Here is a 25,736-nt window from a genome sequence, read left to right as displayed (position 1 = left end):
CTAAGATAGCGCCTGAACAAGAAAGAAAAATAATCCTAAGCAAGTAAAGGCAGCGGCAAGATGCCATATAATAGCCTTTAGAATTACAGTTTGAGTATGTAAAGCTTTTAAATAGGAGGTGAGAACAAAAATTCCTATCCCTGTAAGAATTATTACTTTATAGGAAAAGAAAAATGCACTTGCTGAAAATACAAGAGAAGTAAAAAAAGCACCTATAAATAACCATAGGCCATATTCTGCAGGATGCAGGTATCTATCCATTTCTATATTAAATTTTTCTTTCAGTAATACTTTTAATAATGTTTGAGAATCTAAGGCAATACATTCAGTGATTTGTTTTGCAATAGAAGGATCAATGCCTTTATTTTTAAAAATTATAAACAGTTCATTTTTTTTTTCATCATAGCATGTTCTAACAGCTTCTTTTTCCAGTAAAACATTTAATTGTAAATTTTCTAAAAAATTTTCTTTTTTTAACATAGTGGTAAGGGCTCTCCATAGCCCATAGCCAATCCCACTAGATAAAAAAATTATATGCAATGCATGACTAGTGCTGAGAATGGATAAAAGGATAAAAAGAAAAAAAAGAAAAAAAATAGATTCTTTTGCTGCAGAAAGAGCTATAAAAATTTTAGATTCAGGATTAAGTATGCATGAAGTAACTGGCTCAGGATTTTGATGCACTTTTTTTTTGGAAGAAGAAGAGCAGCAAGAAGGGTTACAAGACATAGGTTACTCCAACGTAATAAAGCCTGAAGAAAATTCTTTATAAGCAGCTAAGTAAGGAAGAAGTGCATTTGGAATTTTAATATTTCCATTTGCATCTTGATTATTTTCCAATATGGCGACTAATAATCGAGGTGTGGCTAAGCCAGAACCATTAAAAGTATGGACTAGTTCTAAAGAGCCATCTTTTTTACGGCATCGTATTTTAGATCGGCGTGATTGGTAATCAGTACAGGCAGAAACAGATGATACTTCATAATATTGATTTTGTCCTGGTAACCATACTTCAACATCAATTGTTTTATTTGCAGTAAAAGACATGTCTCCAGCTGAAAGTAAAGAAAATTGGTAATGCATGTCTAATCCTTGAAGAATGTCTTCTGTAACAGCTAACATGTCATATAACATTTTTTCTCCATTATCAGAAGAAGCAAACCCAAACATTTCTATTTTATTGAATTGATGAATCCTTACAAGACCTCGTTCTTGAGCGCCAGCAGCACCAGCTTCTTTTCTGAAGCATGGAGAGTAGGCTGAATATTTGATGGGGAGGGAGCTTTCAGGAAGAATTTCATCAAAATGCAGTCCATTTAATACAACTTCAGAAGTAGGTATTAAGAATAAATTATTTTCTCCATCTAAAACTTCATAATATTGACCATCAAATTTAGGAATTTGACCAGATCCAAACAAAATTTCTCTACGGACAGCAAGAGGAGGTAGCCAAAATTGGAATCCATGTTGGTATTGTTTATCTTTCATATAAGAAAGTAATGCCCATTCAAGTAATGCACCTCTTCCACAGTACGCAGGCCATCCAGATCCAGATGTTTTAGCAGTGCGATGAAAATCAAAGAGAGCGAGAGATTCATTAAGCTCTAAATGATGTTTTGGCAAAAAATTAAAAGCAGGTTTTTGTCCAACTATTTTGATAATTTTATTATCAGCTTTCAATGATGATTGAGGTACTTCTTCAGAAGGAATATTTGGGATATGAGATAGTAAGTCAAAAAATATAGTTTCAGTTTTATTTAGAAGAATTTCAGAAGCTGTTATTTCAGAGCTAAGGACTTGAACGCGTTCAAAAAGATGATTAAAAGATTTGCCTTGAGCTTTGAGTATAGCAGTCTCTTTTGATAAAGCTTTTTTTTCAGCTTGTAAGCCTTCTGTAAACGTTTTCAGTTGGCGTAATTTTTGATCAGCTTCAAGGACAGGAGTTAAAGATAGGTTTGGAATTTTTAATTGTAAAAGAGCTTCGTATTTTGTTTTGTCTTTGCGAAGGAGTTTAATATCCAACATGGCTAAATCTCATTTTCTTCATTATCATGATAAAAAGAGAGTATATAAAAAATAACTATGGGCAACAACTCTTTTTATCTTTTATGGATAGTTGTGAGGGAATGAAAAGAATTTATAAATAAAATGGGGATAATAATATTTCTTCTAAGAAAATTTAAGTAATCGTCATATCTGAAGTTGGTTTGATCAATACATATCCTTTATTAGTGATTTGTACATCACTAAGTTCTAAAACAGATAAGTCTTCTAGAGCTAATGCAAAATCAGCTGCAAAGTCAAATTTTAAATCAGTTTTACCTGAAATCATGTGCGATGCAATCATTGTTTCATGTAAAGAAAAAGCTTTTAAAAGAAGAGGAAGGCCATTCTTAATCGCATTATATAAATTTATATCATTAGACGCTTTGGAAGATTTTTCTTTGTGATAAAGAGAAGCAAGAAAACTAACAGCAGAAGAAGACAGAGGCGAATCCCATCCGATAAGAAAAGGATCTAAATGTGCGATCGCAGAAGCAACAGTTTCATTAGAAAAATCTTTAAAAGCAGCTTTAAGGGCAGAGCTTTCTTTTGCATCATGAATTTGAAGAGCGCTACATAGTTGTGCCAATACTCTATCTCCTGAATCTGATGAATTTAATCCTAAAGATTGAGCTCTTTGGTGAAAACAAAGAGAAAAAGCTTGTTCTCCATTCATGCCATTTTTTTTCATTGCTTGAATAGAACTAAGCAAAGAGATGAAGTTTTTGTGAACAGGGTCTGTATAACTTTTTGAAGAAAGTAACTCATTTTGAAGTCCAGTAGTAGACACATTTAAAAAATATAATAAAGTTCTTAAATTAGACGAAAGGGAGTTATCTCCTGCTAGATCTATTTTTTCTGCATGAAGAAGTAATTTTCGGCAATCTTGTAAAGAATTTGGATCGCTTAAGGGTAAAAGTTGTTTAGATGCAAGAATAGCGTTCTGACAATTTTTTGGTAATCTACCAAAGGTTGGGCAAAGGGTAGGAAATTTATGTAAAACAGCAAGTGCTTTTTTATAAAATGTTTCTTCATCTGTTATACTGAAAAAAGGAGAAAATACAGATGCAGTTTTTTTTCCTTCACTAATTTTAGCAATTATAAAGGCCGTATCAAGAACTCGTAAAGCATCTTCAGGTTTAAGTGCTGGATTTTCTAAGATAAAATCGCGAAATAATATATGAATTTGTTTGTATTGACGAAATGAAAGCTTCTGAGCCTCTTCTTGTAAGGAGGTAAAACGCTGATAGGCATTTTTTGAGCCATCAAGGAAATTGCGGATCTGAAACAATCCATTAAGAGCCTTATCTAAAGGAGCATTTGCTTGTTGGCTACTGGAGTTTTCAGAAGCATTGGAAATGAGCCAAAACAACTCAGGGTACTTACGTAGTAATAATTCAGAGCCAGGGCGAGCAGAACTAAGTTCTTTAATAGAAAGCTTTATTGATGAAGGAAGATTAGTAGTGGCATTAGCATGTAAAGATGAATGAATAAACGTAGTTATTAAAAAAAACATGAATAAAATAGAGCGAAATGTACTCATGAAAACCTTGTGTGGCTGTTGGCCCACGCTTAAAGGATGCGGGGGAGATGCTCTCTGTGATATCAAAAATATGAATATCAAATCAACAAAAGAAATAAGATAACGTTAAGATAATTGTTATAATGGGGAGTTAATTGCAATGATCATTAATATCAAATCATATGATGATGAATGAATTGTTTTGTGAAAGATTGATTTTAATTGTTTTTATTTGCTATGCTAATCATATTGTTTATTAATTTAAGGATGAATTATTTTAATTTCTTAATTAAGGCGTTAAAAACATCTTTAATATGGGTTTTTTTTGTGAAATTAACAAGCTTTGCTAAAAAAATAGTCTGGTTTTTTATTACATCAACCATTTTGCCTCTGCAGCTTTCTGCTTCACCAGCCCTTATAAATCAAACAAAAGACGTAGTTATTGAAAAAACAGGACGTTTCAAAGATATTTTTACGAGCAGTAAAAATAATTCATATAGCACAAGAGCACAATATGCTAAGCAATTATCTGCAACAGTCAAGGCTGATCTGACCTATATCTTGAATTTGTGCGCAAAAGGATCATTAGGGACTTTATCCAAAGCAGAAGGGGAGCTTAAGCAAGCATTAAGTAACCTTAAAACAGCACATCCCTTACGTGTTTTATTAACAGTATTTAAAGAAGAAGCTCTTAAGAAAGATCTTCTTAAAATTCGAGATAGAACAATGGTTTGGAATGTATTAACAAAAAAGATGAAAGAAAATTTCTCTAAAGATGCAAATTTTTCTGATTCAGATATAAAAAGTTTTGCTTCTTCTATGGGTGTAAAAGCAGAAAATATAGTTAGCTTGCTTAGTAAGCAACGTTGGGCAGACTTAATTGCTACATTATTAGATAATGGATAGTTTATTCGTTTTTTTAAAATCTTTTTTCTCTATTTCTCCAATAAAAAGGGCCATAATTATATGTAATTTCAGTTCCTTTTTTTATGGGTTCTGTTGCCCTAATAATTACATGATAAATATTATTGCAAAAAACACTTAAGGCTTCTGCATTAGGATGATCGCTATGATTAATAAAACGAGTGAAAGATCCAAAATGGCCACTATCTAAAGAAAAATAAGAAAAAATAGAACGAGAAAGAGGATAGCGGAAGCAATAATCATTTTGTAATCCAAATAATTTATGCTGAGTTCTTAATATTCCAGAGTATTCTCCTAAAAAAGACCAAGCAGGAAGGTCTTCTTTTGCAAAAACCCCATATCCAATCCCTGAATCATGCCATCCAATACTAATAGGTGGTATATGTCCTAAAATAATTTCTTTGTGATGTAATTTTCCGAGCCATAGATCATTAGGAAGAATTAGATTTTTTTTTTGAGCATGTTTACAGAGCATTTTGATTCGTTTTTCAGTTTCCCAGTTTTCAAATACTAAGCAGGGAATGTAAGAAAATTGTAGTAATTCTTCTAAGCGACTTATTGAGTAATATTTTGCGGTAGATAGGTCTTTATCGAGAGAAAGATTTACTAAAGAGGATTTTCTTGAAAAAGGTTTTATTGTATTAATATAAGAAGTATCCATATCTAATCCCTACAAGAAAGAGTAAGATCCTTATTAAGAATGAGATCAGAGGAGGGTGAGAATTGGATAGGAGGACTGCCTGTTGTTTGGTGAGCAGTAGATAACTTAAAAAAAGGACAGCCCCCAAATGCTTCATGAATAGCTGCAATGGCTTTTTCTGGAGTGTTACATTCTTGTGATAAATGTGCTAGTATAACATGTTTAAGATTTTCATGAGCAATATGGGTAAGTAAGGTGGCACATGCATCGTTTGATAGATGGCCCTCCCTTCCAAGTACTCGTTGTTTATAAAATTCTGGTTTAGAAGATATTTTAATCATTTGAATATCATGATTAGCTTCTAAATAAAGGTAATCACAATTTTCTAGATATTTTTCTATTAAAGAAGTGCTATATCCTAAGTCAGTACAGATGCCCATTTTACAAGTATCTGTTTGTAAAATAAATCCAACAGGATCAACTGCATCATGACATACATTAAAGGTTAATATCTTAATGTCTTTCCAGGTAAAAATCTCTCCCGTATAAAAAATATGTAAATCAGGAATATCATCTAACGCATCACAAAAACGATGGGCAGTTTCTAAATTAGCAATTACAGGAATGTTATATTTAGAAAGAAAGCTTTTTAATCCTATAGTATGATCTCCATGTTCATGAGAAATCAAGATTGCAGAAATTTCTTCTGGTTTTACATTGATTTGTTCAAGTTTTTGTATGATAGAAGAGCGACTTATTCCAATATCAATAAGAATTTTAGTATTTTGTGATCCAAAATAAAGACAGTTTCCTTTAGATCCAGAGGCTAAGCAAAAAAAACCTTCCATGTATTAATCCTTTAGTCCTCGTTCTTTTGGAGTTGTGCATAAAATTCTTCGAGGTTTTGCTCCTTCTGATGGTCCAATAATACCAGCATCTTCTAGAGCATCCATCAAGCCAGCAGCGCGGGCATAACCAATTTTTAATTTTCTTTGTAAAAAAGTTGTAGAAGCATTGCCTGTTTCCATTATGATTGATCGTGCTTGTTCAAAAAGTATTTCGCCTTTTTGATCTGTTAGATTTGTATTTTTAGAAAAAGATACTTCTTCAAAGGATTTCACTAAATAGTCAGAAGGATATCTAGAACAAATGTAGTTAATTACTGCATTAATATCATCATCTCGGATAAAAGTACCTTGAGCTCTTACAATATTTGCGCTTCCTGGAGGAAGAAATAGCATATCTCCATTTCCAATAAGACATTCAGCTCCAGGATCATCTATAATTATTTGGCTATTCACTCGGCTTGAAACTTTAAAGGCTATTCGACAAGGGAAGTTAGCTTTTATTAAGCCTGTAATGACCTCTCTAGAAGGACGTTGAGTGGCTAAAACCATGTGAATTCCTACAGCACGAGCCATTTGGGCAATTCTAATAATTGGAGTTTCCATATCATGCGAAGATGATAAAAATAGATCAGCTAATTCATCAATAATAACAACAATGTAAGGCATTTTTTCAGGAATATCTAAATCTAAGGCAGTTTCAAAAGAAATATTTCTTTTACGTGTGTTAAAAGAATGAATATTCCGTAGCCCAAGTTGCCTTAAAATTTCATAGCGAAGTTCCATTTCTTTAACTAACCATAGTAAAGCGCTATATGTAGAGTTTGCTTCAGTGATGACGGGGGTTAACATATGAGGAAGAGAAGAATAAGCAGTAAGTTCTACTTTTTTTGGATCAACAATGACTAAGCGAACCTCTTGAGGAGAGGCATTCATGATAATGGACATGACTAATGAGTTAATGCAAACAGATTTACCGGAACCAGTTGCGCCAGCTATTATAAGATGAGGCATTTTTGCTAAATCAGCCCACAAGGGATCGCCATTACTTAATTTTCCTAAAAGAAGGGGGACAGAGTGTAGATGTTCATCAGAACGATAAAGATTTAGTAATTCTCTAAAATTTACTTCTTCAGCGTGATGGTTGGGAATTTCGATGCCAACAGCTGCTTTTCCTGGAATAGGAGCGATAATACGAATGCTCTTTGCTTGCATATTTAAGGCGATATCATTTTCTAAAGCTTTAATTTTTTGAACTTTGACTCCTGAAGAGGGCGTCACTTCAAAAGAAGTAAGGGTAGGCCCAGAGGCAATGTTTCCAAGACTTACATCTATTCCAAAGCTAGCTAATGTTTCTTTGAGAATCATCGCTTGTTTTTTCATATCATTTTTACTAAAGCTAGATTCAGAAGAGACTTTTGTTAATAGATCTGCTGGAGGAAATGCATAGGTAGAGTTTGTAAATTTTTTATTAATTGAAGAGTGGCTTTTTAAAAATATATTAGATGATCGTTGGGGTTCTTTAGATGTAAAAATAGAAAGAGTTTCTATTGGTGGTGTTGGGATGGTTTCTTTATGCAAATTGGATGATCGAATAGTAGTTTTTTGAAAAGAGGATTTTGAAAAATTATTAGAGGGTATTTTTGTTGTTTGTGGAGAAGATTTTACCACATCTAAATAACTTTTTTTGCTTATTTTATAAATATAATCCCATATTTTTTTTGGAAAAAAAATACTGGTTAAAAAAAAGTTAAATGCATTGCGTAATGTATTTAAACAATTTGTCATGCCAAGAAAAAAGAGTAAAAAGATAAAACCAAAGCTAGTAAAAAGGATAAGAGATCCTACTGCTCCAATCGCATTTTTAAAAGAATAAGGAGAAGTTCCACCATAGATAACTGCAAAAGGTTCTCCTCCAAGTAAGGCAATAGGTTCGATGGTATTTAAGAGTGGATGTTTTTTAGATACAAGAAAATGTGTAAAAGATTGAGTTAAATTAGGGTTATAAATAGCTAAAAACGACAGAATGAATGAAGAGCAACAGAGCATTCCAAAATAAAAAACACTTTTTTTAAAAAGGTAAGAAAGCTGCTTTGTTCTAAGAAAAGAAAGGCCAAGCCACCAAAGAAAAATAGGAATTCCAAAGGCATTTAATCCTAATGTATAAAAGGAAATTTTGCCAACAAGCCAGCCTAAAACGCCAATCCAGTTAGATTCCCAGGATGCAGATGCTTTATAGCTTGTAATGCTAAGAGAAGAAAAAAGAGCCCATCCCATTAAAGTCAAAGCTTTAAAAGGCATAGAAACAGATGGGGACTTTACTCTAGAAGAATTTTGTTTTTTTTTTGCCATTTAAAAACTTCACGACAAGAGAACAAGTCGTCTTCCTTTAAAATAGTATCTATCATATACACATAACAGAAAAAGAAGAATAGAAAGAAGTGTAATAACAAGAGGGCGAACGACGGGACTCGAACCCGCGACTTTTGGAACCACAATCCAACGCTCTAACCAACTGAGCTACGATCGCCATGAACAAACTGAGGTCTTAAAGCACATAATTGTGCTGAGATAAAAAATAAAAGTCAAATTACAAACGCATCAAATTGCCTGAATTATATATAGATGGAATGTCATTGTCTGAGATTTAAAGAGGGATAATAATTTTTTGCCAATGAATAGAAAATTTTTAGATTTAAATAAGGTTTTTATGTGCGCTGATTTGTGTCTTTAATATTGCAGAACCTCTTAATAGGAATAGTTTCTTAGAGAATGTTTCAGGCAGGGAATTTGGACTTTTAGAGCATAAAAATTCAAAATAAGTCTGTTTTTTAAATTATCATATGTTTTTTGTTTACATAGAGTTGAGTTTCAAAAAAAAAGAAAACTACATTTAAGCATGTGTGAAAAGCATTTTAATTTATATTTTTATGAATGCGAAAGCTTATTTTTTTTTGCAAAAATCTTGATGAAAGATAAACAGAAGTGGGAATATTTTTTCTTGTTTTACAGAGAGAAAAATGAAGGTTTTGTTTTTTTTCTTTCAAAATGCATTGCATTAAAAAAGCCTTTTTTAGTAGTATCTTGGCTTCTTGATCGAACTGATTCATTTGGTTCACAACGAAAGCGTCTTCTTCGAAGGACGCATAATGAGCTGAAAAGCTTGTTCTTAACAACACAAAAAAGACAAAATACAAGCCAGCAAAAAAATAAAAGCTTGTGAGGATTTTTTTAAAGATCCGTTAATTTATATTATATTTTTTTTTACTGAGAATTTGATCTTGGTTCAGATTGAACGCTGGCGGCGTGGATGAGGCATGCAAGTCGAACGGAACGATGACTTCGGTTGTTGTTTAGTGGCGGAAGGGTTAGTAATACATAGATAATCTGCCTTCAACTTGGGAATAACGGTTGGAAACGATCGCTAATACCGAATGTGGCGGCTCCAGGCATCTGGAGTTCGTTAAAGCGGGGGACCTTTGGGCCTCGTGGTTGATGAAGAGTCTATGGGATATCAGCTAGTTGGTGAGAGAAAAGCTCACCAAGGCTAAGACGTCTAGGCGGATTGAGAGATTGGCCGCCAACACTGGGACTGAGACACTGCCCAGACTTCTACGGAAGGCTGCAGTCGAGAATCTTTCGCAATGGGCGAAAGCCTGACGAAGCGACGCCGCGTGTGTGATGAAGGCTTTAGGGTTGTAAAACACTTTCGCTTGGGGACAAGAAAGACTTGCTAATATCAGGTCAATTTGAGGGTACCAGGTAAAGAAGCACCGGCTAACTCCGTGCCAGCAGCTGCGGTAATACGGAGGGTGCAAGCGTTAATCGGATTTATTGGGCGTAAAGGGCGTGTAGGCGGAAAGGTAAGTTAGATGTTAAATCTCGGGGCTCAACCCCGAACAGGCATCTAATACTGCCTTTCTAGAGGTCGGGAGGAGAAAAGGGAATTCCACGTGTAGCGGTGAAATGCGTAGATATGTGGAAGAACACCGGTGGCGAAGGCGCTTTTCTATCTTGATCCTGACGCTGAGGCGCGAAAGCAAGGGGAGCAAACAGGATTAGATGCCCTGGTAGTCCTTGCCGTAAACGATGCATACTTGGTGTGAGTGGACTCAACCCCACTCGTGCCGGAGCTAACGCGTTAAGTATGCCGCCTGAGGAGTACACTCGCAAGGGTGAAACTCAAAAGAATTGACGGGGGCCCGCACAAGCAGTGGAGCATGTGGTTTAATTCGATGCAACGCGAAGAACCTTACCCAGATTTGACATGTACGTGACAGCGATAGAGATATCGTCTTCCGAAAGGACAGGTACACAGGTGCTGCATGGCTGTCGTCAGCTCGTGCCGTGAGGTGTTGGGTTAAGTCCCGCAACGAGCGCAACCCTTATCACTAGTTGCCAACACTTAGGGTGGGAACTCTAGTGAGACTGCCTGGGTTAACCAGGAGGAAGGTGAGGATGACGTCAAGTCAGCATGGCCCTTATGTCTGGGGCGACACACGTGCTACAATGGCCGATACAGAAGGAAGCAAGACCGTAAGGTGGAGCAAATCCCAAAAGTCGGCCTCAGTTCGGATTGTAGTCTGCAACTCGGCTACATGAAGTTGGAATTGCTAGTAATGGCGCGTCAGCCATAGCGCCGTGAATACGTTCCCGGGCCTTGTACACACCGCCCGTCACATCATGGGAGTTGGTTTTACCTTAAGTCGTTGACTCAACCTTTTATTAGGAGAGAGGCGCCCAAGGTGAGGCTGATGACTAGGATGAAGTCGTAACAAGGTAGCCCTACCGGAAGGTGGGGCTGGATCACCTCCTTTTAAGGACAAGGAAGACTGCTTCGGCAGTTGGACTAAGGTTGGGCAAGCTTTTAGCTGAGCCTGTATTTTGTCTTCTTTGTGTTGTTAAGATGTCTATACATCTAAGAGTGAAGTACATAATATAAAAGTAACAAAGTAAGTAAAGTTAAAGTATTCAAGTTTTTTCACTTGCAATAATTAACGCTTAAAGAATACTTGTTTTGCGGCGAATCCTTATATTTTAAGGATGTTTATTTATATAAAATTTATGAGATCAAGTTAATAAGGGCTATTGGTGGATGCCTTGGCATTAACAGGCGAAGAAGGACGTGATTACCTGCGATAAGCTCCGGTGAGCTGGAAAGAAGTTAAGACCCGGAGATTTCCGAATGGGGAAACCCGATAAGACTAATATCTTATCATTTCATGCTGAATACATAGGCATGAAAGGCGATACTTGCTGAACTGAAACATCTTAGTAAGCAAAGGAAAAGAAATCAACGAGATTCCCTATGTAGCGGCGAGCGAAAGGGGAACAGCCTAAACCAGGGTTTTTAAATCCTGGGGTTATAGGGCCGATTACATTAAGAATAAAATCATTTAGTCGAACAATTCTGGAAAGTTTGATGATACAGGGTGAAAGTCCCGTAGACGAAAAGTGATTTTTACTTATATCGGTACCTGAGTAGAACCAGACACGTGAAACCTGGTTTGAATTTGGGGAGACCACTCTCTAAGGCTAAATACTAGTTAATGACCGATAGTGAACCAGTACTGTGAAGGAAAGGTAAAAAGAACCCCTGTTAGGGGAGTGAAATAGATCCTGAAACCAGTAGCCTACAAGCGGTCGGAGGCCTATGTCTCTTTTTAAGAGAAATGGCTGACGGCGTGCCTTTTGCATGATGAGTCAGGGAGTTACGTTAAACGGCAAGGTTAAGGGATAGACATTCCGGAGCCGAAGCGAAAGCGAGTCTTAATAGGGCGATTAGTCGTTTGATGTAGACACGAAACCAAGTGATCTACCCATGACCAGGTTGAAGCGGGAGTAATGCCTCGTGGAGGACCGAACCAGTACCTGTTGAAAAAGGTTTGGATGAGTTGTGGATAGGGGTGAAAGGCCAATCAAACTTGGAGATATCTTGTTCTCTCCGAAATAACTTTAGGGTTAGCCTCGGATATTAAGCTTTTGGGGGTAGAGCACTGAATTTTAGCGGGGGCCTACCGGCTTACCAACGGAAATCAAACTCCGAATACCAAAAGCAAGTCCGGGAGATAGACAGTGGGGGATAAGCTTCATTGTCGAGAGGGGAACAGCCCAGACCGCCGATTAAGGCCCCTAATTTTATGCTAAGTGAGTAAGGAAGTAATGGTTCAAAGACAGTTGGGATGTTGGCTTAGAGGCAGCAATCATTTAAAGAGTGCGTAATAGCTCACCAATCGAGAATCGTTGCGCCGATAATAATCGGGGCTAAAGCATAAAGCCGAAATCGCGGGTGCACCTATTTTTAGGTGCGCGGTAGGAGAGCGTAGTATGCTGCGTTGAAGGTGTATCGTAAGAAGCGCTGGAGTGCATACTAGTGAGGATCCATGACATGAGTAAACGATAAAGGAGGTGAAAATCCTCCTCGCCGTAAGCCTAAGGTTTCCAGGGTCAAGCTCGTCTTCCCTGGGTTAGTCGACCCCTAAGTCGAGGTGGAAACGCGTAGACGATGGGAAGTAGGTTAAATATTCCTACACTGCCTAAAGCTATAGCAATGGGATGACAGAGTAAGTTAAGCACGCGGACGATTGGAAGAGTCCGTGATATGATGAGATCGGTTGATAGGCAAATCCGTTAACATAAGGTCAGGTCATAGCCAAAGGGAATCTTCGGAGGAACTGATGGTGTAGCGCGATGCTTTCGAGAAATAATCTCTAGCTGCTGATTGGCAATCGTACCAAAACCGACACAGGTGGGCGGGATGAGTATTCTAAGGCGCGCGAGATAACTTTCGTTAAGGAACTCGGCAAATTATCCCCGTAACTTCGGAATAAGGGGAGCCTTTTGAGGTGATTGTCGAACGACTTGAGCGTCGAGAGGCCGCAGAGAAATGGCCCAGGCGACTGTTTAGCAAAAACACAGCACTATGCAAACCTGTTAAGGGGAAGTATATGGTGTGACGCCTGCCCAATGCCAAAAGGTTAAAGGAATATGTTAGTTTTTCGGAGCAAAGCATTGAACCCAAGCCCTGGTGAATGGCCGCCGTAACTATAACGGTGCTAAGGTAGCGAAATTCCTTGTCGGGTAAGTTCCGACCTGCACGAATGGTGTAACGATCTGGGCACTGTCTCAACGAAAGACTCGGTGAAATTGTAGTAGCAGTGAAGATGCTGTTTACCCGCAACAGGACGAAAAGACCCCGTGAACCTTTACTGTACTCTGGTATTGGCTTTTGACTTTTCATGTGTAGGATAGCTGGGAGACTAGGAAGGCGTTTCGTTAGGAATGCTGGAGTCAATCTTGAAATACCAGTCTTGACGAGTTGAGAATCTAACATATTTCCGTGAATCCGGAAGATGGACAGTGCTAGACGGGCAGTTTTACTGGGGCGGTATCCTCCTAAAAAGTAACGGAGGAGTCCAAAGCTTGTTTCATCGTGGTTGGCAATCACGAGTAGAGCGCAAAGGTATAAAACAGGTTGACTGTAAGACTTACAAGTCGAGCAGAGACGAAAGTCGGGCTTAGTGATCCGGCGGTGGAAAGTGGAATCGCCGTCGCTTAACGGATAAAAGGTACTCCGGGGATAACAGGCTTATCGCCACCAAGAGTTCATATCGACGTGGCGGTTTGGCACCTCGATGTCGGCTCATCGCATCCTGGGGCTGGAGAAGGTCCCAAGGGTTTGGCTGTTCGCCAATTAAAGCGGTACGCGAGCTGGGTTCAAAACGTCGTGAGACAGTTTGGTCTCTATCCTTTGTGGGCGTAGGATACTTGAGAGGAGCTGCTCCTAGTACGAGAGGATTGGAGTGGACAGACCTATGGTGTTTCGGTTGTTTTGCCAAAAGCATAGCCGAGTAGCTACGTCTGGAAAGGATAAGCGTTGAAAGCATCTAAACGCCAAGCCTCCCTCAAGATAAGGTATCCCATGAGACACCATCTAGATTAGGTGGTAGATAGGTTGAAGGTGTAAGCGCAGTAATGCGTTCAGCTAATCAATACTAATCAGTCGATTGTCTTGATCTCTTTTGTGATATTCTTAGCCGAATAGGCAAAAGCATGTGAAAAACATCATCTTTAAAATTAGATTTAACGCAGAGCAAAAGTGTTCTTTAAGCGTTAATTAGTGTGAGTGAATTGTTCATTATCATTGTGTACTCATTCGAAAGTTTGCTTGGTGACAATAGAGAAGGGGGTACACCTGATTCCATTCCGAACTCAGAAGTTAAGTCCTTTATCGCCGATGGTACTATACACAAGAGTATGGGAGATTAGGTTGTTGCCAAGCTTTTTTTTTGTTAAAAAATAATTGGCTTGAAAAGATGTTTTTATGAATATCTTTGAGCTTATCATAATTGATAATACAAACTATCTAAGTTTTGTATATCATTCTTATAAATTATATTTAAAACATATAATTACAGAAATAATATTTCTTAAATATTAATTTTATCCCTTAAAAAGAAAGTTCTTGAAGCTTTTGAATTCTTAAGAGCACAGTTTCTTGTAGAGTAGCTTGGATGGCTGAAGAAAATATATTTGTTACAGCAATTATACTTTTTCTAGAATACAAAGAATTTATTAATTCAATAATTCCATTAGGATATGCTTGATTAAAGTAGTAATCTGTAGGTAAAATTGAAAATACTAGACAGTTACTATTCAGAATAGCGAGCTTCCATTGATTTTCACAACAACGTACAGCTCTAAAATTAGAAGGACTGATATCTTCCAATCCATTTATGGTTATAAATTTTGCAAGTTGAATAAATGCAGCTTGTAATTCTTCATCATAATATTGCCAGATCTTATTAGCATAGATACTTGGAGCACATGTAATTTTTTCTTCTGCTAAATAAATATATTCTCGTCCTGCATGCTTAATCGTAAAAAGTTTATTTTTAGGAAGTATCAATTTGTCAAAATTTTGTTTCTTTAACTTTTGTTCTATTATTTTTATTTTTAAATATTTTTTTGACGTTTGATTGAAGTCATTAACATAAGCTTCAGAAGAGCAGTCGCTTATAGGTCCATTATTTGATGAATAGGTTTTAAAGATAATTCCAGGAAAGCTTTTTAGTTCAAAATGAATATGAGGAAGACTAACAGGATAATAATAATAAATATTAGGATGAGTTTTTTTCTGATTAATATCCTCTTTTAGTTCATATAGCTCTTTAATAACATTTTCTAAATCTAACTGATTAGGATCAGTAATACTGCTAAAAAAGTGTGTTTCAAGAATAGAAGAAATGTCTTTTGAAAAGGGATTGATTAAATTAGGTAAAGAAGAGCATTTGTTAATAGAATCAAAAAATATAGATCTTTCTTTAAATGTATGAGAGTAACGAAGTAAAAATTTTGCGAATAACATTATTAAAGGAATAATAATAGTTAGATAAGTAAAAATTTTACAGGCTGTGAAAATTTTTGAAGAAGGGGCTGATTTTACTAAGACACCTTGATGTAGAGAAGTTTTTTTGTTGGAATCAATAGATTCATCAACTAAGAATATAAAATTTTTATGAATATGAAAATATTGATCAACAGCATTAAGGGCATGCTGCCATAAGCAGGAAGGTTTATATCCATGATGTTTAAAAATTACTGGATACCAAAAAAATATCGACATTTTATAAAGCAATTCCTACAACGTGTAAGCGATAATTATTATTAAAAATTAATAATTTAGTAATATAAAAAAATACATAATAATACCACTATAATATAGAAGTTACATATTAATGCCTATATAATATACAAATTATTTTTTCTATATAAAAACATATATTTATTCTTAATTACTTTTAATGCTCATTATTTTTTTTAAAAAAGAACATTGATGAAATGTTCAATATTTGGTTTTATTTAAATACAATTATTAATTTTATTATTTAAACATATCTAAATTTTAATAAAAAATCATGATGTAAGGAGAAAGTTATGAAAACAGGATCACTGTACATAGATATAGAAAATATTTTACCAATTATTAAAAAACATTTGTACGCAGAGCATGATATTTTCATTCGAGAATTAGTATCTAATTCTTGTGATGCAATAGGAAAATTAAATCGATTAATGCGAAATGGAGAATCAGATTCTCAAGAGTCAGAATTTTACATAAAGATTAGCATTAATTCTAAAGAAAAAACTATTGCTTTTTCAGATAATGGTCTTGGAATGACAGGGGATGAAGTTGAAAAATATATAGGGCAAATTGCTTTTTCAGGAGCAAAAGAGTTCATAGAAAAGTATGGTCAAGGGGCAGAAGATAGTGGCATTATTGGTCATTTTGGATTAGGGTTCTTTTCTACCTATATGGTTGCAGAACATGTAGAGATTATTACTTTATCTCATCAAAATAATAGTACAGCTGTGAAGTGGCAATGTGATGGTTCTTCTCAATATACTTTAACAGATGATGAAAGAGATACTCATGGGACAGATGTTATATTGCACCTCTCTCCTGATGCATCTGAATATTTAGAATCATCTAAGGTTCAAGCAGTATTAGAGAAATTTTGTAAATTTTTACCCCATTCAATTTATTTAGATGGATTGCTTATAAATAAGGAACAACCTTTATGGTTAAAAAATCCTGCAGATGTCTCAGATTTAGAATATATAGAATTTTATAGAGCGAATTTTTCTGCGAAAGAAGATCCAATCTTATGGGTTCATCTAAATATGGATTATCCATTTTCTTTAAAAGGAATTCTTTATTTCCCTAAAGATCTTTCTGCACGATCATCAAAATCAGATGGTATCAATATTTATTCTCATCGGGTTTTTGTATCTAACGAAGGTAATGTTTTACTTCCTGATTACTTAAAAATTATTCAAGGTATGGTGGATTTTCAAGACCTTCCATTAGACGTTTCCAGAAGCTCTATTAGACATAATTCTAATGTTAAACAGTTAGCGACCCATATTACAAAAAAAATTATAGATAAGCTCCTGCAGCAATATAGCATCGATAGAAATCATTATATCGAGATCTGGAAAATCATAAGCATGATAATAAAGATTGGCCTTTTAGAAAATCCAAAGCTATATGATCGTCTTAAAGATATATTATTATGGAAAAACCAATCAGGAGAATGGAGTTCTTTAGAGCAATATTTGGAAAAAAAAGGAGATAAGATTATCTATTATACAGCTGAAAATATTAATAATTTGTTTTTGAACGAACTTTATGAAAAAAAAAATATTGAAGTATTGATAGGAGCTTCTCATATTGTGGAAACAGCAATTATGGGAATGCTAGAAAAAAAATTAAATGTTTCTTTCTATCGTATTGACGCTATGACTGATCAAATTATTAGCTCAAAACAAGGAAAGGATCTTTTTTTACAAGCAGATGGGAATCCATTTGCTAATTCAACATCTGTAGAAAATTTATTTACAAAAGTGCTTACTAAAAAATCCTTAAAAATTAATTCTGAAGAATTATCTTCAGACAATCTTCCAGCATTATTAGTAATAAATGAAGAAGAGCGACGTAGAAGAGAGTTAATACATACTTTTAAGATGCAAGGAGCTGATGTAGAAGAAGAAAATAATAATCAGCTACAGGAGTCTCAGTTAATTTTAAATTCCAACAATCCCCTCATTAAAAATATCATAAATTTTAAAGATAATAGCGAATTAACAGAGCTGTTAGTTAAAGAAATTTATGATCTTACAGCTTTATCTCAAGGAGAAGAGACCTTAGAAGGAGTAGAGTTGTTTTTAAAGCGAACAATGAAGTTATTAGAATTATTAATTAAAAAATAAACAATGTTCCGATTGTTGTGTTTGCTGCACAACAATCGGAAAATAAGCTAAAATTTACTTAACAGAGCAAGCAGTAGCATCAGCACATGATCCAGAAGAACTTTCTTTATCAGATGATGAAGGAAGAATATCAGAAATAGCAGCTGTCATTACTTCCATTTTAGATCCTTCAACCAATCTTAATATTACAGTTTTTTCTTTTACAGAATCTACATGACCAATAATACCCATTACAGTAACTTGATCCCCTTTTTTCATTGAACTACGCTTACGCTCCATAGTTTTACGACGTTTTTGTTCAGGACGCCACATAATGAAATAAAAGAACATTAAAGCAACACCAATCATAATAACTGGTTGCCAAACAGAGCCACGAGATGGGAGATTTACTTCTTCTTCTGCAAATAACATTCCTTGAAGGGATAAAAGCGCGAAAGAAGTAAGAAATGATATGGATTTAAACATAATCTTCCTCGAATATTGAACATAGTAATAGCAAACACATTACCAGAACAAGATGGTCTGATCAAGAAGATATGCACTTAAATATCCACAAGCATTTTAGAAAAAATTAAATTAACAATGAAAAAGGAGATGTTACTCTCCTTTTTCGAATGGAAAGAAAATAGAAGATAAGAAAGGGCTTTTCTAAATACTATCTTTTTCCTCTTTTGTTTTTTACTGCTTTAGCAATAGGTTTTTTAGCTACAGTTTTCTTAGCTACAGGCTTTTTAGCCACTACTCTTGTTGCTACAGTTCTTGTAGCGACTTTTTTTGCAGGAGCTTTGACTGCTACAGCCTTTTTCTTGACCACAGTTTTAGCTTTAGCAGCAGTTTTAGCTTTTACAGCAGTTTTTTTAGTAGCATTACGTTTTTTAGCAGGGGATTTTTCTGATTTAATCGACTCTTTACGGTATAGTTTTGCTACTTTTTCTAGCCTTACGGTCATGGTCCGGACTCGTTGAGCAGCTGCTTTGTTTCCATCTTCAGCTTTTGGTAAGTCCGTGGTAATTGCATCAAGCAATTCATGCATCATTTTACATGTATCTTTAAGAGCCATAATATTCCTCTTGGTTTATTTAATAAAAAGTCACTTTCTTACTTTAATTAGTGTCTTTCTTTAAATTTATGCAACTCTTTTTTCAAAAAAATATTTTTGAATTTCAAAATGAAATAAGCTTCATTTTTTTTATCCTCTTTAAAACAACTTATGGGGCCTATTTTTATCATGATCTTTTTTTTACGAGTTTTTACAAATTTTTAAATAAATATGAAAGGAACTAGCTTTTGATATATGAGTATGGTTAAAGAAAAGTATAATTGCTTTTTCAGATTGTTTACATAAACACTCACCCTTTGAGGAATAGTTGATGAGGTTGTCATTTATTGTTTTTTTTATAAAAGGCCTATTTTTTCTTCTGCTTTTAACCTTATCTATTACTGGTATCACTACTTTTGGGTATTGTTCTGAAAAAATAATGCCTTTAGAAGAGGGAAATCTCTTTCTTTTAAAAAAATATATTGATGGCAAGGCGCTTGAGCAAGCTCTTATTATTTTTCAAAAAATCATGATGGAAACAGTATATTCTTTAAATGCGCAAGAAAAAGAGACTTTAGGGAGGTTGGCAATTGAGTTATCCGAACTATGTTTTCTTAATGAAAGGAAGGAAAGTGGGTTATCCATTTTACAAAATATTCAGGAATTATCTATTTCTTCTAATCTTCGTTTTTCTATTGAAGAAGAATTACAGAAAAGAAATGCACAAGCTCATTCACCAGAAGAATTTTATCGTTATCTACAATCTAGAAAAGACTTTTTATCCCCATCATATATGTCCTTGCAGGATGAGTGTTTTTCAAAGGTTTTACAGGAAGCACTAAGAAGTAATTATGATTTATTATTAAAAAGCGCACAGCGCTTGTTAATCATGGAAAATTATGATGAAGCTTATGAAAAATATCAAAAAATATTGAATGTATTTTCAAAAGACCCTGTTTGTTTTGAAGAATTATCTTTGAAAGAATTTTTTCTTGCTCGATTAAAAAAAGATGTTGCTTGGGCATATTTGAAAAAAAATGAATCTGTAGAAAAAGATCTAGGAAGTGCTACGCATATACAAGCATTAGCAGGGTATTCCAATGCTGCTGAGTATTATGAAAAAATTTGTAAAAATTTAGATGGGACAGTGGCAGGGAAGCCTATGAATAGGAATGATTTATTGGACAGGGTTTTCTTAGAAGATGGTGCTTATTATCACTCTTGTCAGAAAGATGATTTAGCGCTGCATTTATTAAATATCTTACTAGGGGATAATAAATATACATCACAAGAAGAAAAAAGAGCTGCATTCCTTGCAGCTAAGATTTACTTACAGCAAGGCTCATATAAAGAGGTGATTGCTATTATTCATAAATGGGAAGAAACCTTAAATGAAAAAGAAGTTTTTGCTCCTTTATTTTTAAAAGGAAGGTTAGCGCATGCAAAAGGAGAGTTTTTTAGGGCCGCTCAATTTTTAGGAAGAGCCTTAGTGGTAGCTGAAGAAGCTGAGGGTATTTTTATTGGAGAAGGCTTACAGTTATTAGGATGTACTTTTCTTCAGTTATTTTTAAAATCTTCTAACAAACAGCTTAAACAAGATTGTTTAATGAAAGCAGGGGATGTTTTTTTTAAAGCTGCAAAGAATCATGGCTTATCAGAAGGTGTTGTAGGTTTTGCTTATGTTCTTCGTTTAAAGAAGGAGATGGGCATGGTTGTTTCTTTAAAAGAACACAATGAGCTTATAAAATTTTTTAATAATTTATCTGATCAAGATCGTTTTTGGATTGTGCGTCAAAGTCTTGCAGGGGGAGATTTTTTATATCTAGAAGAAGGTTCAGTAGAGTTGCAGGCAGGAAGAAGGCAAAGCTATTATTTTGAAGAAACATTGATTAGAAGCTTAAGGAATACCTCTGATTCCAATACTGCAGCAAAAGAAAGATTATTAAATCTTACAGAAGAATTATTGTTTCATTTTAGCCAAAGCTCTTTGTTAGAGCCACTTCATGGCATTTATCAATTATTGCAAGATGATTTAATGAGATCTCTTAAAGATTTATTATTAGGTATTTTTACAGACCATAAAGAAGGTCCTATAAGTGATTATTTAGAGGGAATTTTTGCTATTATAATTAAAGATAATCAGCAAAAAAAGATGGTTAAAGCTTTAAAATCTTTGCAATTAGTAGATTTTGAACTAGAAGATCGGTTATTTATAGAAAAATACATGAAGGCAGCGTTATATTCTGTGAAAGGTCTTAAAGCAAAGGCTATTTCAGAGTTATATGATGCTTTTGGTTCCATAAAAAAGAGCCGGTATCAATTAAAATTACGTCTTTTTTTAGCGAAATTAGGTGTTTATGGGGGAAAATTACTTTCCCTTAATCATTTTTCATGGAAAGAGTGCGCTTATTATCCTTTAGCTGATGAATGTTTTTTTTTAGAGTATTCTTTTCAAGATTATATGCAAGGTTCTGAAGGAGTTAAAGAACATTTACAGCAATTTTCAGACTTATTTCCTCACTCGTTATTACAGCCCCTGGTTCTTTATTTTTTAGGAAATAAAGAACCAGATGTACATATAGCTATATCTTTGCTAGAGGAAGCTTTACAGGAAGAGAAGTTTATAGCTCCTAGTGGAAATGCACTGAAAGGACAGGCTTATTTTCATTATTGTATTAAAGAATTATTAGCTGAAAGGCTTGCAGTATCAAAAGATTATCCAAAAGGGCTGTTGCAAGCAGTTGCTATTTCTGAGGGGATTTTATCAGATTTTTCTCTTCCAAATCATCCTTTTGCATCATTATTGCTGGATGATCATGGATATCTCTCTATATTGCGTAATGTTGATTATTCGTTAGCAAGGTATTACTTATCGTTGAATGAATTCGATAAAGTGACACGCCATAGCAGTAAGGTTATAGGGCATTATATTCATAATCATTTATACCAAGATCCATATTTGGCTAATATATGGCGTATGCTTGCGTGGGTTTTTTCTAATAAAAAAGAATATCAAGCAGTAGTGAGTTGTCTATGTAATGCAGATAATGCCTTACCTTCTAAAGCAACACCTTTTTCAAAAAAATTACCAGATGTACTTGTGGATGTAGAAGATGATAATTATGTATTTTTATCAGAAGTAGTTAATATTTTATTGCCTAAGTAGAAGATGGCCTTAGGTTTATTCTGTAGAAGCAAAAAGATAACGTTAGGCTATGTTCTGGCGGATTCTGGCGGAAAAGAAAAAAACATAAGGTAAGAATGAATTGTATATATAGCTTTATTTATCATTTTTTAAAAAGGCTACACATGGCATTTGGTAGACATCCTAAATATGAAGAAGACAAGGAGTTATTAATGGTATAGGGTCGGGAATTAGTTAAGTCTGGATTAAAAGTAACTCGATGAGAGTGTTTGTTTGTGGAGAGAGAGGATGTAGTTGTAGCGCCTAACATGCTTGGTAAAGCTGAGGATTCAGTGGAAAATGGCTTAAGACAGGAATGTGAGATGGGTACTGGAATTGCATCAGATAGATATTCTGTAGGCAGTGTGTGTGGGTATGTACAAGGATCAGCGAAAGAAGGTATTTCTTCAAGGGATAATGAGATACCAAAATCAGAGGCTTTGCTTTCTAATGCATTTTTAATTTTGGTAAAAGTATTTTTTAATTCTAATAAAAAATCATTCACCCAAGGGTCATGATCTATAGATGTAATTCTTACAAGATAATGTATAGATCGACTTGTATGTAGGGTTGTATAGTCGATCCATTTTATAAGCTGTTCTTTTTTTAAAGAGGAGCTGTTGTTTGAGTGCATGATTAATTTATCATATACATTTAAAAGAAGGATAAAAGAATTTTTTAATCTGAATGGAAGATATTTTAGTTGTATAATTTCTGTGTTGGAAGTGCTTTGATGGGATAGTGAGGTTAAAATTTTAGATAAACTAAGAAAGAGAACGTTGATTAACAAGTCATCTTCTTTAGTTAACCTTGCAAAGGCACTTATAAAGCTAGGATAAAGGGTTGATAAGGATTCATATATATCAAAAAGATTAGGGCCAAGGAGTTTATTCTCTAATGTCTGTATAGGCATAAGAGAAGGGCTAGGATTTATTGATGGCAGAGCTAATGCATATCTTAGAATTTGTTTTTGGATAGTTACTTTTATTGCTGTTGAATGCATCTGTTTTTGTGCACATGACATTAAATATAAGGGAGATAGGATGCTAGGTACAGGGGTTAGGAAAAGATCGTAATTTTCAGTGGGTTCTATGTTTAGTGCTAAACATTCCTGTGCGGCATAAGGGAGGCTGTTGTTTTTAAAAATAGATCTTAGTAATGGTGATAACTTTGTGATAGTTAGTAGGTTTAATGGCGCGTTTTCTGAAACGCTATTAGAAGTATTATTGGAGAGGGGAAAAGGAGTTTTTAATACAGCTAATGTAGCCAATGTTGTTAACGATGGAATCGTTAAAGAGATAGGGGAACTTATTGGGAGCTGTTTTTGCAGGTATAAAAATGTAACTTTTAACGCTTCTTCTAGATGTGGTAAGTGAGGCAAAGTCTGGTGAAGTATAAAAAGTTTGGTTTCACCTATGAGGGTTTTACTTTGTAAATAATAGAGTAGTTCAGTTCTTAGGTAGCTTATTGCTGAAGATAATAATTGCACAACCTGTGTGGGGTGTGAAATGGATAACGTTTTCTTAACGCCTTTTTTTGAATAACATACTTGGAGAGGGAAAGAGAAATACATTGAGCCAGACAGAGCAAATGTTATGCTTTTGATTGTTGCTAAAGCATTTTTTAAGATAGCATTTTTTTTTGGAAGAGGATACAGATGATCAGCAAAACTTATAGATGTTGGGGTGCAAGAAAATGAAATCCAACCAAGATATAGAGATGATGAGCAAGGAAGAGATGAAGGTAATGAACGAGCAAAAGATAAGGATGCTGAACGAGCAAGATATAAAGATGATGAGCTAAGCTCAAGGCAAGAAGGAGGAATGATCTCTTTTAATGCAGTTATTTCATTAGATTGTGTAGTTAAAAGAAAATGAGAAGAAGACATATTTTTAGTAAAATAATTAAATTAATAAATCATTTTCTTTTTGTAAATAATTTGAATCAACATAAAAGAAAATATTATATTGTTAAATTTTTTGATTATAATAATATATTACTATGAGAAGCAAGGTAGGTTTAAGAGCATTAATAATTAGAAACTGCGACTTTAAGGCTGATCTGTAGAGTCTTCAAGGATATGCTGAGGATATCTATTTCAATCGAGGAGAAAAGTTACTGAAAGTTTTTTTTTCATGCAAGTAGGTGAGTTTTTTTCAGAAAAGCCTCCATCTACTAATTCAATGGGATGCTGAGATAAGGAAGATTTTTTTAAGCAAGAATGGGTTATAGGAGCAGAGGTTACTGTAGCTATATATCCTGTAGGTAAATCTTCTGAGTAAATAAGAGTAGGATCAATGGGGGATGATGGATTAGGATTGATTGTCATATTAAGGCTAGAAGCCTTTTCTTTTAATCTACTTTGAGTAGTAGTTATAGTGCTTTTTAGTGAGGAGAAAAAATCTTTAAGCCATAATTCTTGATTCATTACCATGGCCTTCTGAAGATAATTTAGTGTTCGGAATAGCCTTTTTTCTATCGATCGTAAGAATGACAGAAACATTTTATCTGTTTCTAAAGATGGGTTTTGTAAATAAGTGTATAAATTAAAAGCAAAGATTGAAAAATACTGTGAGAGGCTAGAAATGCAAGCATCTGTAGAGGAAAGGTTTAAGGGGCCATTTGAAGAATGAACTGGTTTAGACAATTGTGAGAGAAAGTTAGATAGCATCTGTATGATTACATTTATGATCATGTCATCTCTTGGGCTCATAAGTAATAGAGAAGCAAGTCTAAAATTTTTGGCATAAATAACTAATTTTTCATATTCTAAATATCGATTATTTCCCAGTAGTTTGCTGGTTAAAACGTTCATGGAAAGAGATGTAGAAGAAGGGTTTATCAAAGGAGAAGCAAGAGCTTGTTGCGCGATCTGACTTTGTATTATTCTAGTTGTTGCTATTATGTGGCTCCATTTTGTTGTGAAAGAGAGCAAATTTAAAGATGCTATTGGCGCGTAAGTGGCTTCTAGTGTAATACAAGATGTTTCTTTATTTGGTGTTAGAGAAAATCTTAATTCTAAAGATTCATGCGCGATATTAAATAACTCATGTAATTTAAAAATACTTCTTAGTAATGGAGAGAGTTTTTTTATAGCTGAATGATTTTGCAAATGCTCATCAAAACACATATCTACTTGCTTACCTGAATAGGGTGGAACAGAGTCTTCATGCTGAATAGTTGGCAGCTTTAATACAGCTAATGAAGCTAAGGTGGTTAGGGAAGGTGGAGAAAATGAATGTAAGGAGGATTTTATTGGTGATGTTGCTTGAAGATCTAAAAATATGATTTTTAGGTGGTTTTGAGCCGCCAATATAGAAGGTACAATATCGCTTAATAAGCTTTTTTTGTTAATAGCTGAAACATGCGTCCGTAGTGAGGAATAGCAAACCTGCGTTTTAAGATATCCTAATGCTGAAGATAAGAATTGGAGAAGATGAATAGGGTGAGTAATTGTCAAGGGGGTCTGTAAATTATTGAAAAGGCAGCTAATCTTTAAAGGAAAAGGCAATTGTATTGAAGTAGATATTAGTGATGCAATTCTAGATATCTTTTGGATAGTGTTTTTTAAAAGCATGGCATCATCAGGGTAAGCGTAGCAGTGTTCTTGTAAAGTTATCATGGGGTTAGCTAGAGAAGTATTAATCCAGCCAATTATAGGACTGTTTGTTTCAACATTCACTGAAGAATATGGCATTAAAGAAGATAGAGTGAGTATTTCTGAAGATTGTGCGTCTAAAAGAGAAATGGACATAGTTAAAAAAAAA

The 25,736-nt window shown here is 34.6% G+C and carries 13 protein-coding genes, 1 tRNA gene, 3 rRNA genes and 2 pseudogenes; 6 read left to right on the top strand and 13 right to left on the bottom strand.

Going from position 1 to position 25,736, the window contains the following annotated elements; genetic code table 11:
- From CLAVI_RS00765 to CLAVI_RS00755, 3 genes are all read right to left on the bottom strand, one after another.
- Complete coding sequence (locus tag CLAVI_RS00765) at positions 1-729, bottom strand: VIT1/CCC1 transporter family protein (RefSeq protein WP_194843677.1); 729 nt, start codon at positions 727-729, stop codon at positions 1-3.
- Between the two features lie 3 nt (positions 730-732).
- A complete protein-coding gene (gene serS / locus CLAVI_RS00760; protein WP_194843676.1) occupies positions 733-2,025 on the bottom strand; it encodes a serine--tRNA ligase in 1,293 nt (430 codons plus the stop codon).
- Between the two features lie 154 nt (positions 2,026-2,179).
- Complete coding sequence (locus CLAVI_RS00755; RefSeq protein WP_194843675.1) at positions 2,180-3,586, bottom strand: hypothetical protein; 1,407 nt, start codon at positions 3,584-3,586, stop codon at positions 2,180-2,182.
- A gap of 306 nt (positions 3,587-3,892) precedes the next feature.
- Between CLAVI_RS00755 and CLAVI_RS00750 the strand changes: the two genes are divergently transcribed.
- Entirely contained in the window at positions 3,893-4,471 is a 579-nt protein-coding gene (locus tag CLAVI_RS00750; protein WP_194843674.1) for a DUF8085 domain-containing protein, read from the top strand.
- A 13-nt stretch (positions 4,472-4,484) separates the two neighbouring features.
- Here the strand turns inward: CLAVI_RS00750 and CLAVI_RS00745 are convergent, their stop codons facing one another.
- The 5 genes and pseudogenes from CLAVI_RS00745 to CLAVI_RS00730 all read right to left on the bottom strand — a co-directional run bounded on the left by CLAVI_RS00745 (position 4,485) and on the right by CLAVI_RS00730 (position 8,504).
- Positions 4,485-5,150 carry an SET domain-containing protein-lysine N-methyltransferase gene (locus CLAVI_RS00745; RefSeq protein WP_228547624.1) on the bottom strand — a complete coding sequence of 222 codons (666 nt, stop codon included), beginning with the start codon at positions 5,148-5,150 and terminating at the stop codon, positions 4,485-4,487.
- A gap of 2 nt (positions 5,151-5,152) precedes the next feature.
- Positions 5,153-5,977: an MBL fold metallo-hydrolase gene (locus CLAVI_RS00740; RefSeq protein ID WP_194843673.1), complete on the bottom strand. Its 825-nt coding sequence runs from the start codon at positions 5,975-5,977 to the stop codon at positions 5,153-5,155.
- Positions 5,978-5,980: 3 nt separating this feature from the next.
- Positions 5,981-7,360, bottom strand: a pseudogene (locus tag CLAVI_RS05635) (DNA translocase FtsK); the annotation flags it as partial.
- Between the two features lie 624 nt (positions 7,361-7,984).
- Positions 7,985-8,251: pseudogene (locus CLAVI_RS05630) on the bottom strand (DNA translocase FtsK 4TM domain-containing protein); the annotation flags it as partial.
- Positions 8,252-8,430: 179 nt separating this feature from the next.
- Positions 8,431-8,504: transfer RNA gene (locus CLAVI_RS00730), tRNA-His, on the bottom strand.
- Positions 8,505-9,237: 733 nt separating this feature from the next.
- Between CLAVI_RS00730 and CLAVI_RS00725 the strand changes: the two genes are divergently transcribed.
- The 3 genes from CLAVI_RS00725 (at position 9,238) to rrf (ending at position 14,255) form a co-directional block, all read left to right on the top strand.
- Positions 9,238-10,791 (top strand): 16S ribosomal RNA (locus CLAVI_RS00725).
- Between the two features lie 251 nt (positions 10,792-11,042).
- Positions 11,043-13,993 (top strand): 23S ribosomal RNA (locus CLAVI_RS00720).
- A gap of 147 nt (positions 13,994-14,140) precedes the next feature.
- Positions 14,141-14,255 (top strand): 5S ribosomal RNA (rrf, locus tag CLAVI_RS00715).
- The 16S, 23S and 5S rRNA genes sit together here, the layout of an rRNA operon.
- Positions 14,256-14,423: 168 nt before the next feature.
- On the opposite strand, the gene CLAVI_RS00710 is transcribed toward rrf, so the two are convergent.
- Positions 14,424-15,599 carry a hypothetical protein gene (locus CLAVI_RS00710; RefSeq protein ID WP_194843671.1) on the bottom strand — a complete coding sequence of 392 codons (1,176 nt, stop codon included), beginning with the start codon at positions 15,597-15,599 and terminating at the stop codon, positions 14,424-14,426.
- A 311-nt stretch (positions 15,600-15,910) separates the two neighbouring features.
- Here CLAVI_RS00710 and htpG point away from each other — a divergent pair, with 311 nt between their 5' ends.
- Positions 15,911-17,746: a molecular chaperone HtpG gene (gene htpG, locus CLAVI_RS00705; protein ID WP_194843670.1), complete on the top strand. Its 1,836-nt coding sequence runs from the start codon at positions 15,911-15,913 to the stop codon at positions 17,744-17,746.
- Between the two features lie 54 nt (positions 17,747-17,800).
- Here the strand turns inward: htpG and yajC are convergent, their stop codons facing one another.
- Together yajC and hctA are read right to left on the bottom strand one after the other, a co-directional pair.
- Positions 17,801-18,211: a preprotein translocase subunit YajC gene (gene yajC / locus CLAVI_RS00700; protein ID WP_194843669.1), complete on the bottom strand. Its 411-nt coding sequence runs from the start codon at positions 18,209-18,211 to the stop codon at positions 17,801-17,803.
- Positions 18,212-18,401: 190 nt separating this feature from the next.
- Positions 18,402-18,806, bottom strand: a complete 405-nt coding sequence (hctA, locus tag CLAVI_RS00695) for a histone H1-like protein HctA (protein WP_194843668.1) — start codon at positions 18,804-18,806, stop codon at positions 18,402-18,404.
- Between the two features lie 310 nt (positions 18,807-19,116).
- On the opposite strand from hctA, the gene CLAVI_RS00690 reads away from it, so the two are divergent.
- Positions 19,117-21,951, top strand: a complete 2,835-nt coding sequence (locus tag CLAVI_RS00690) for a hypothetical protein (protein ID WP_194843667.1) — start codon at positions 19,117-19,119, stop codon at positions 21,949-21,951.
- 121 nt (positions 21,952-22,072) lie between these two features.
- Here CLAVI_RS00690 and CLAVI_RS00685 read toward each other — a convergent pair whose 3' ends face one another.
- Positions 22,073-23,857: a hypothetical protein gene (locus tag CLAVI_RS00685; protein ID WP_194843666.1), complete on the bottom strand. Its 1,785-nt coding sequence runs from the start codon at positions 23,855-23,857 to the stop codon at positions 22,073-22,075.
- Positions 23,858-24,067: 210 nt separating this feature from the next.
- On the bottom strand, positions 24,068-25,723 hold the full coding sequence (locus CLAVI_RS00680) for a hypothetical protein (protein WP_194843665.1): 1,656 nt from the start codon (positions 25,721-25,723) through the stop codon (positions 24,068-24,070).
- Positions 25,724-25,736: the final 13 nt, after the last annotated feature.

Origin of the sequence: Candidatus Clavichlamydia salmonicola, from assembly GCF_015356765.1 — a bacterium.
GTDB classification, from domain to species: Bacteria; Chlamydiota; Chlamydiia; order Chlamydiales; family Chlamydiaceae; genus Clavichlamydia; species Clavichlamydia salmonicola.
Note: the sequence above shows the minus strand (reverse complement) of the source record. Positions and strands in the feature narration are given on the sequence as shown.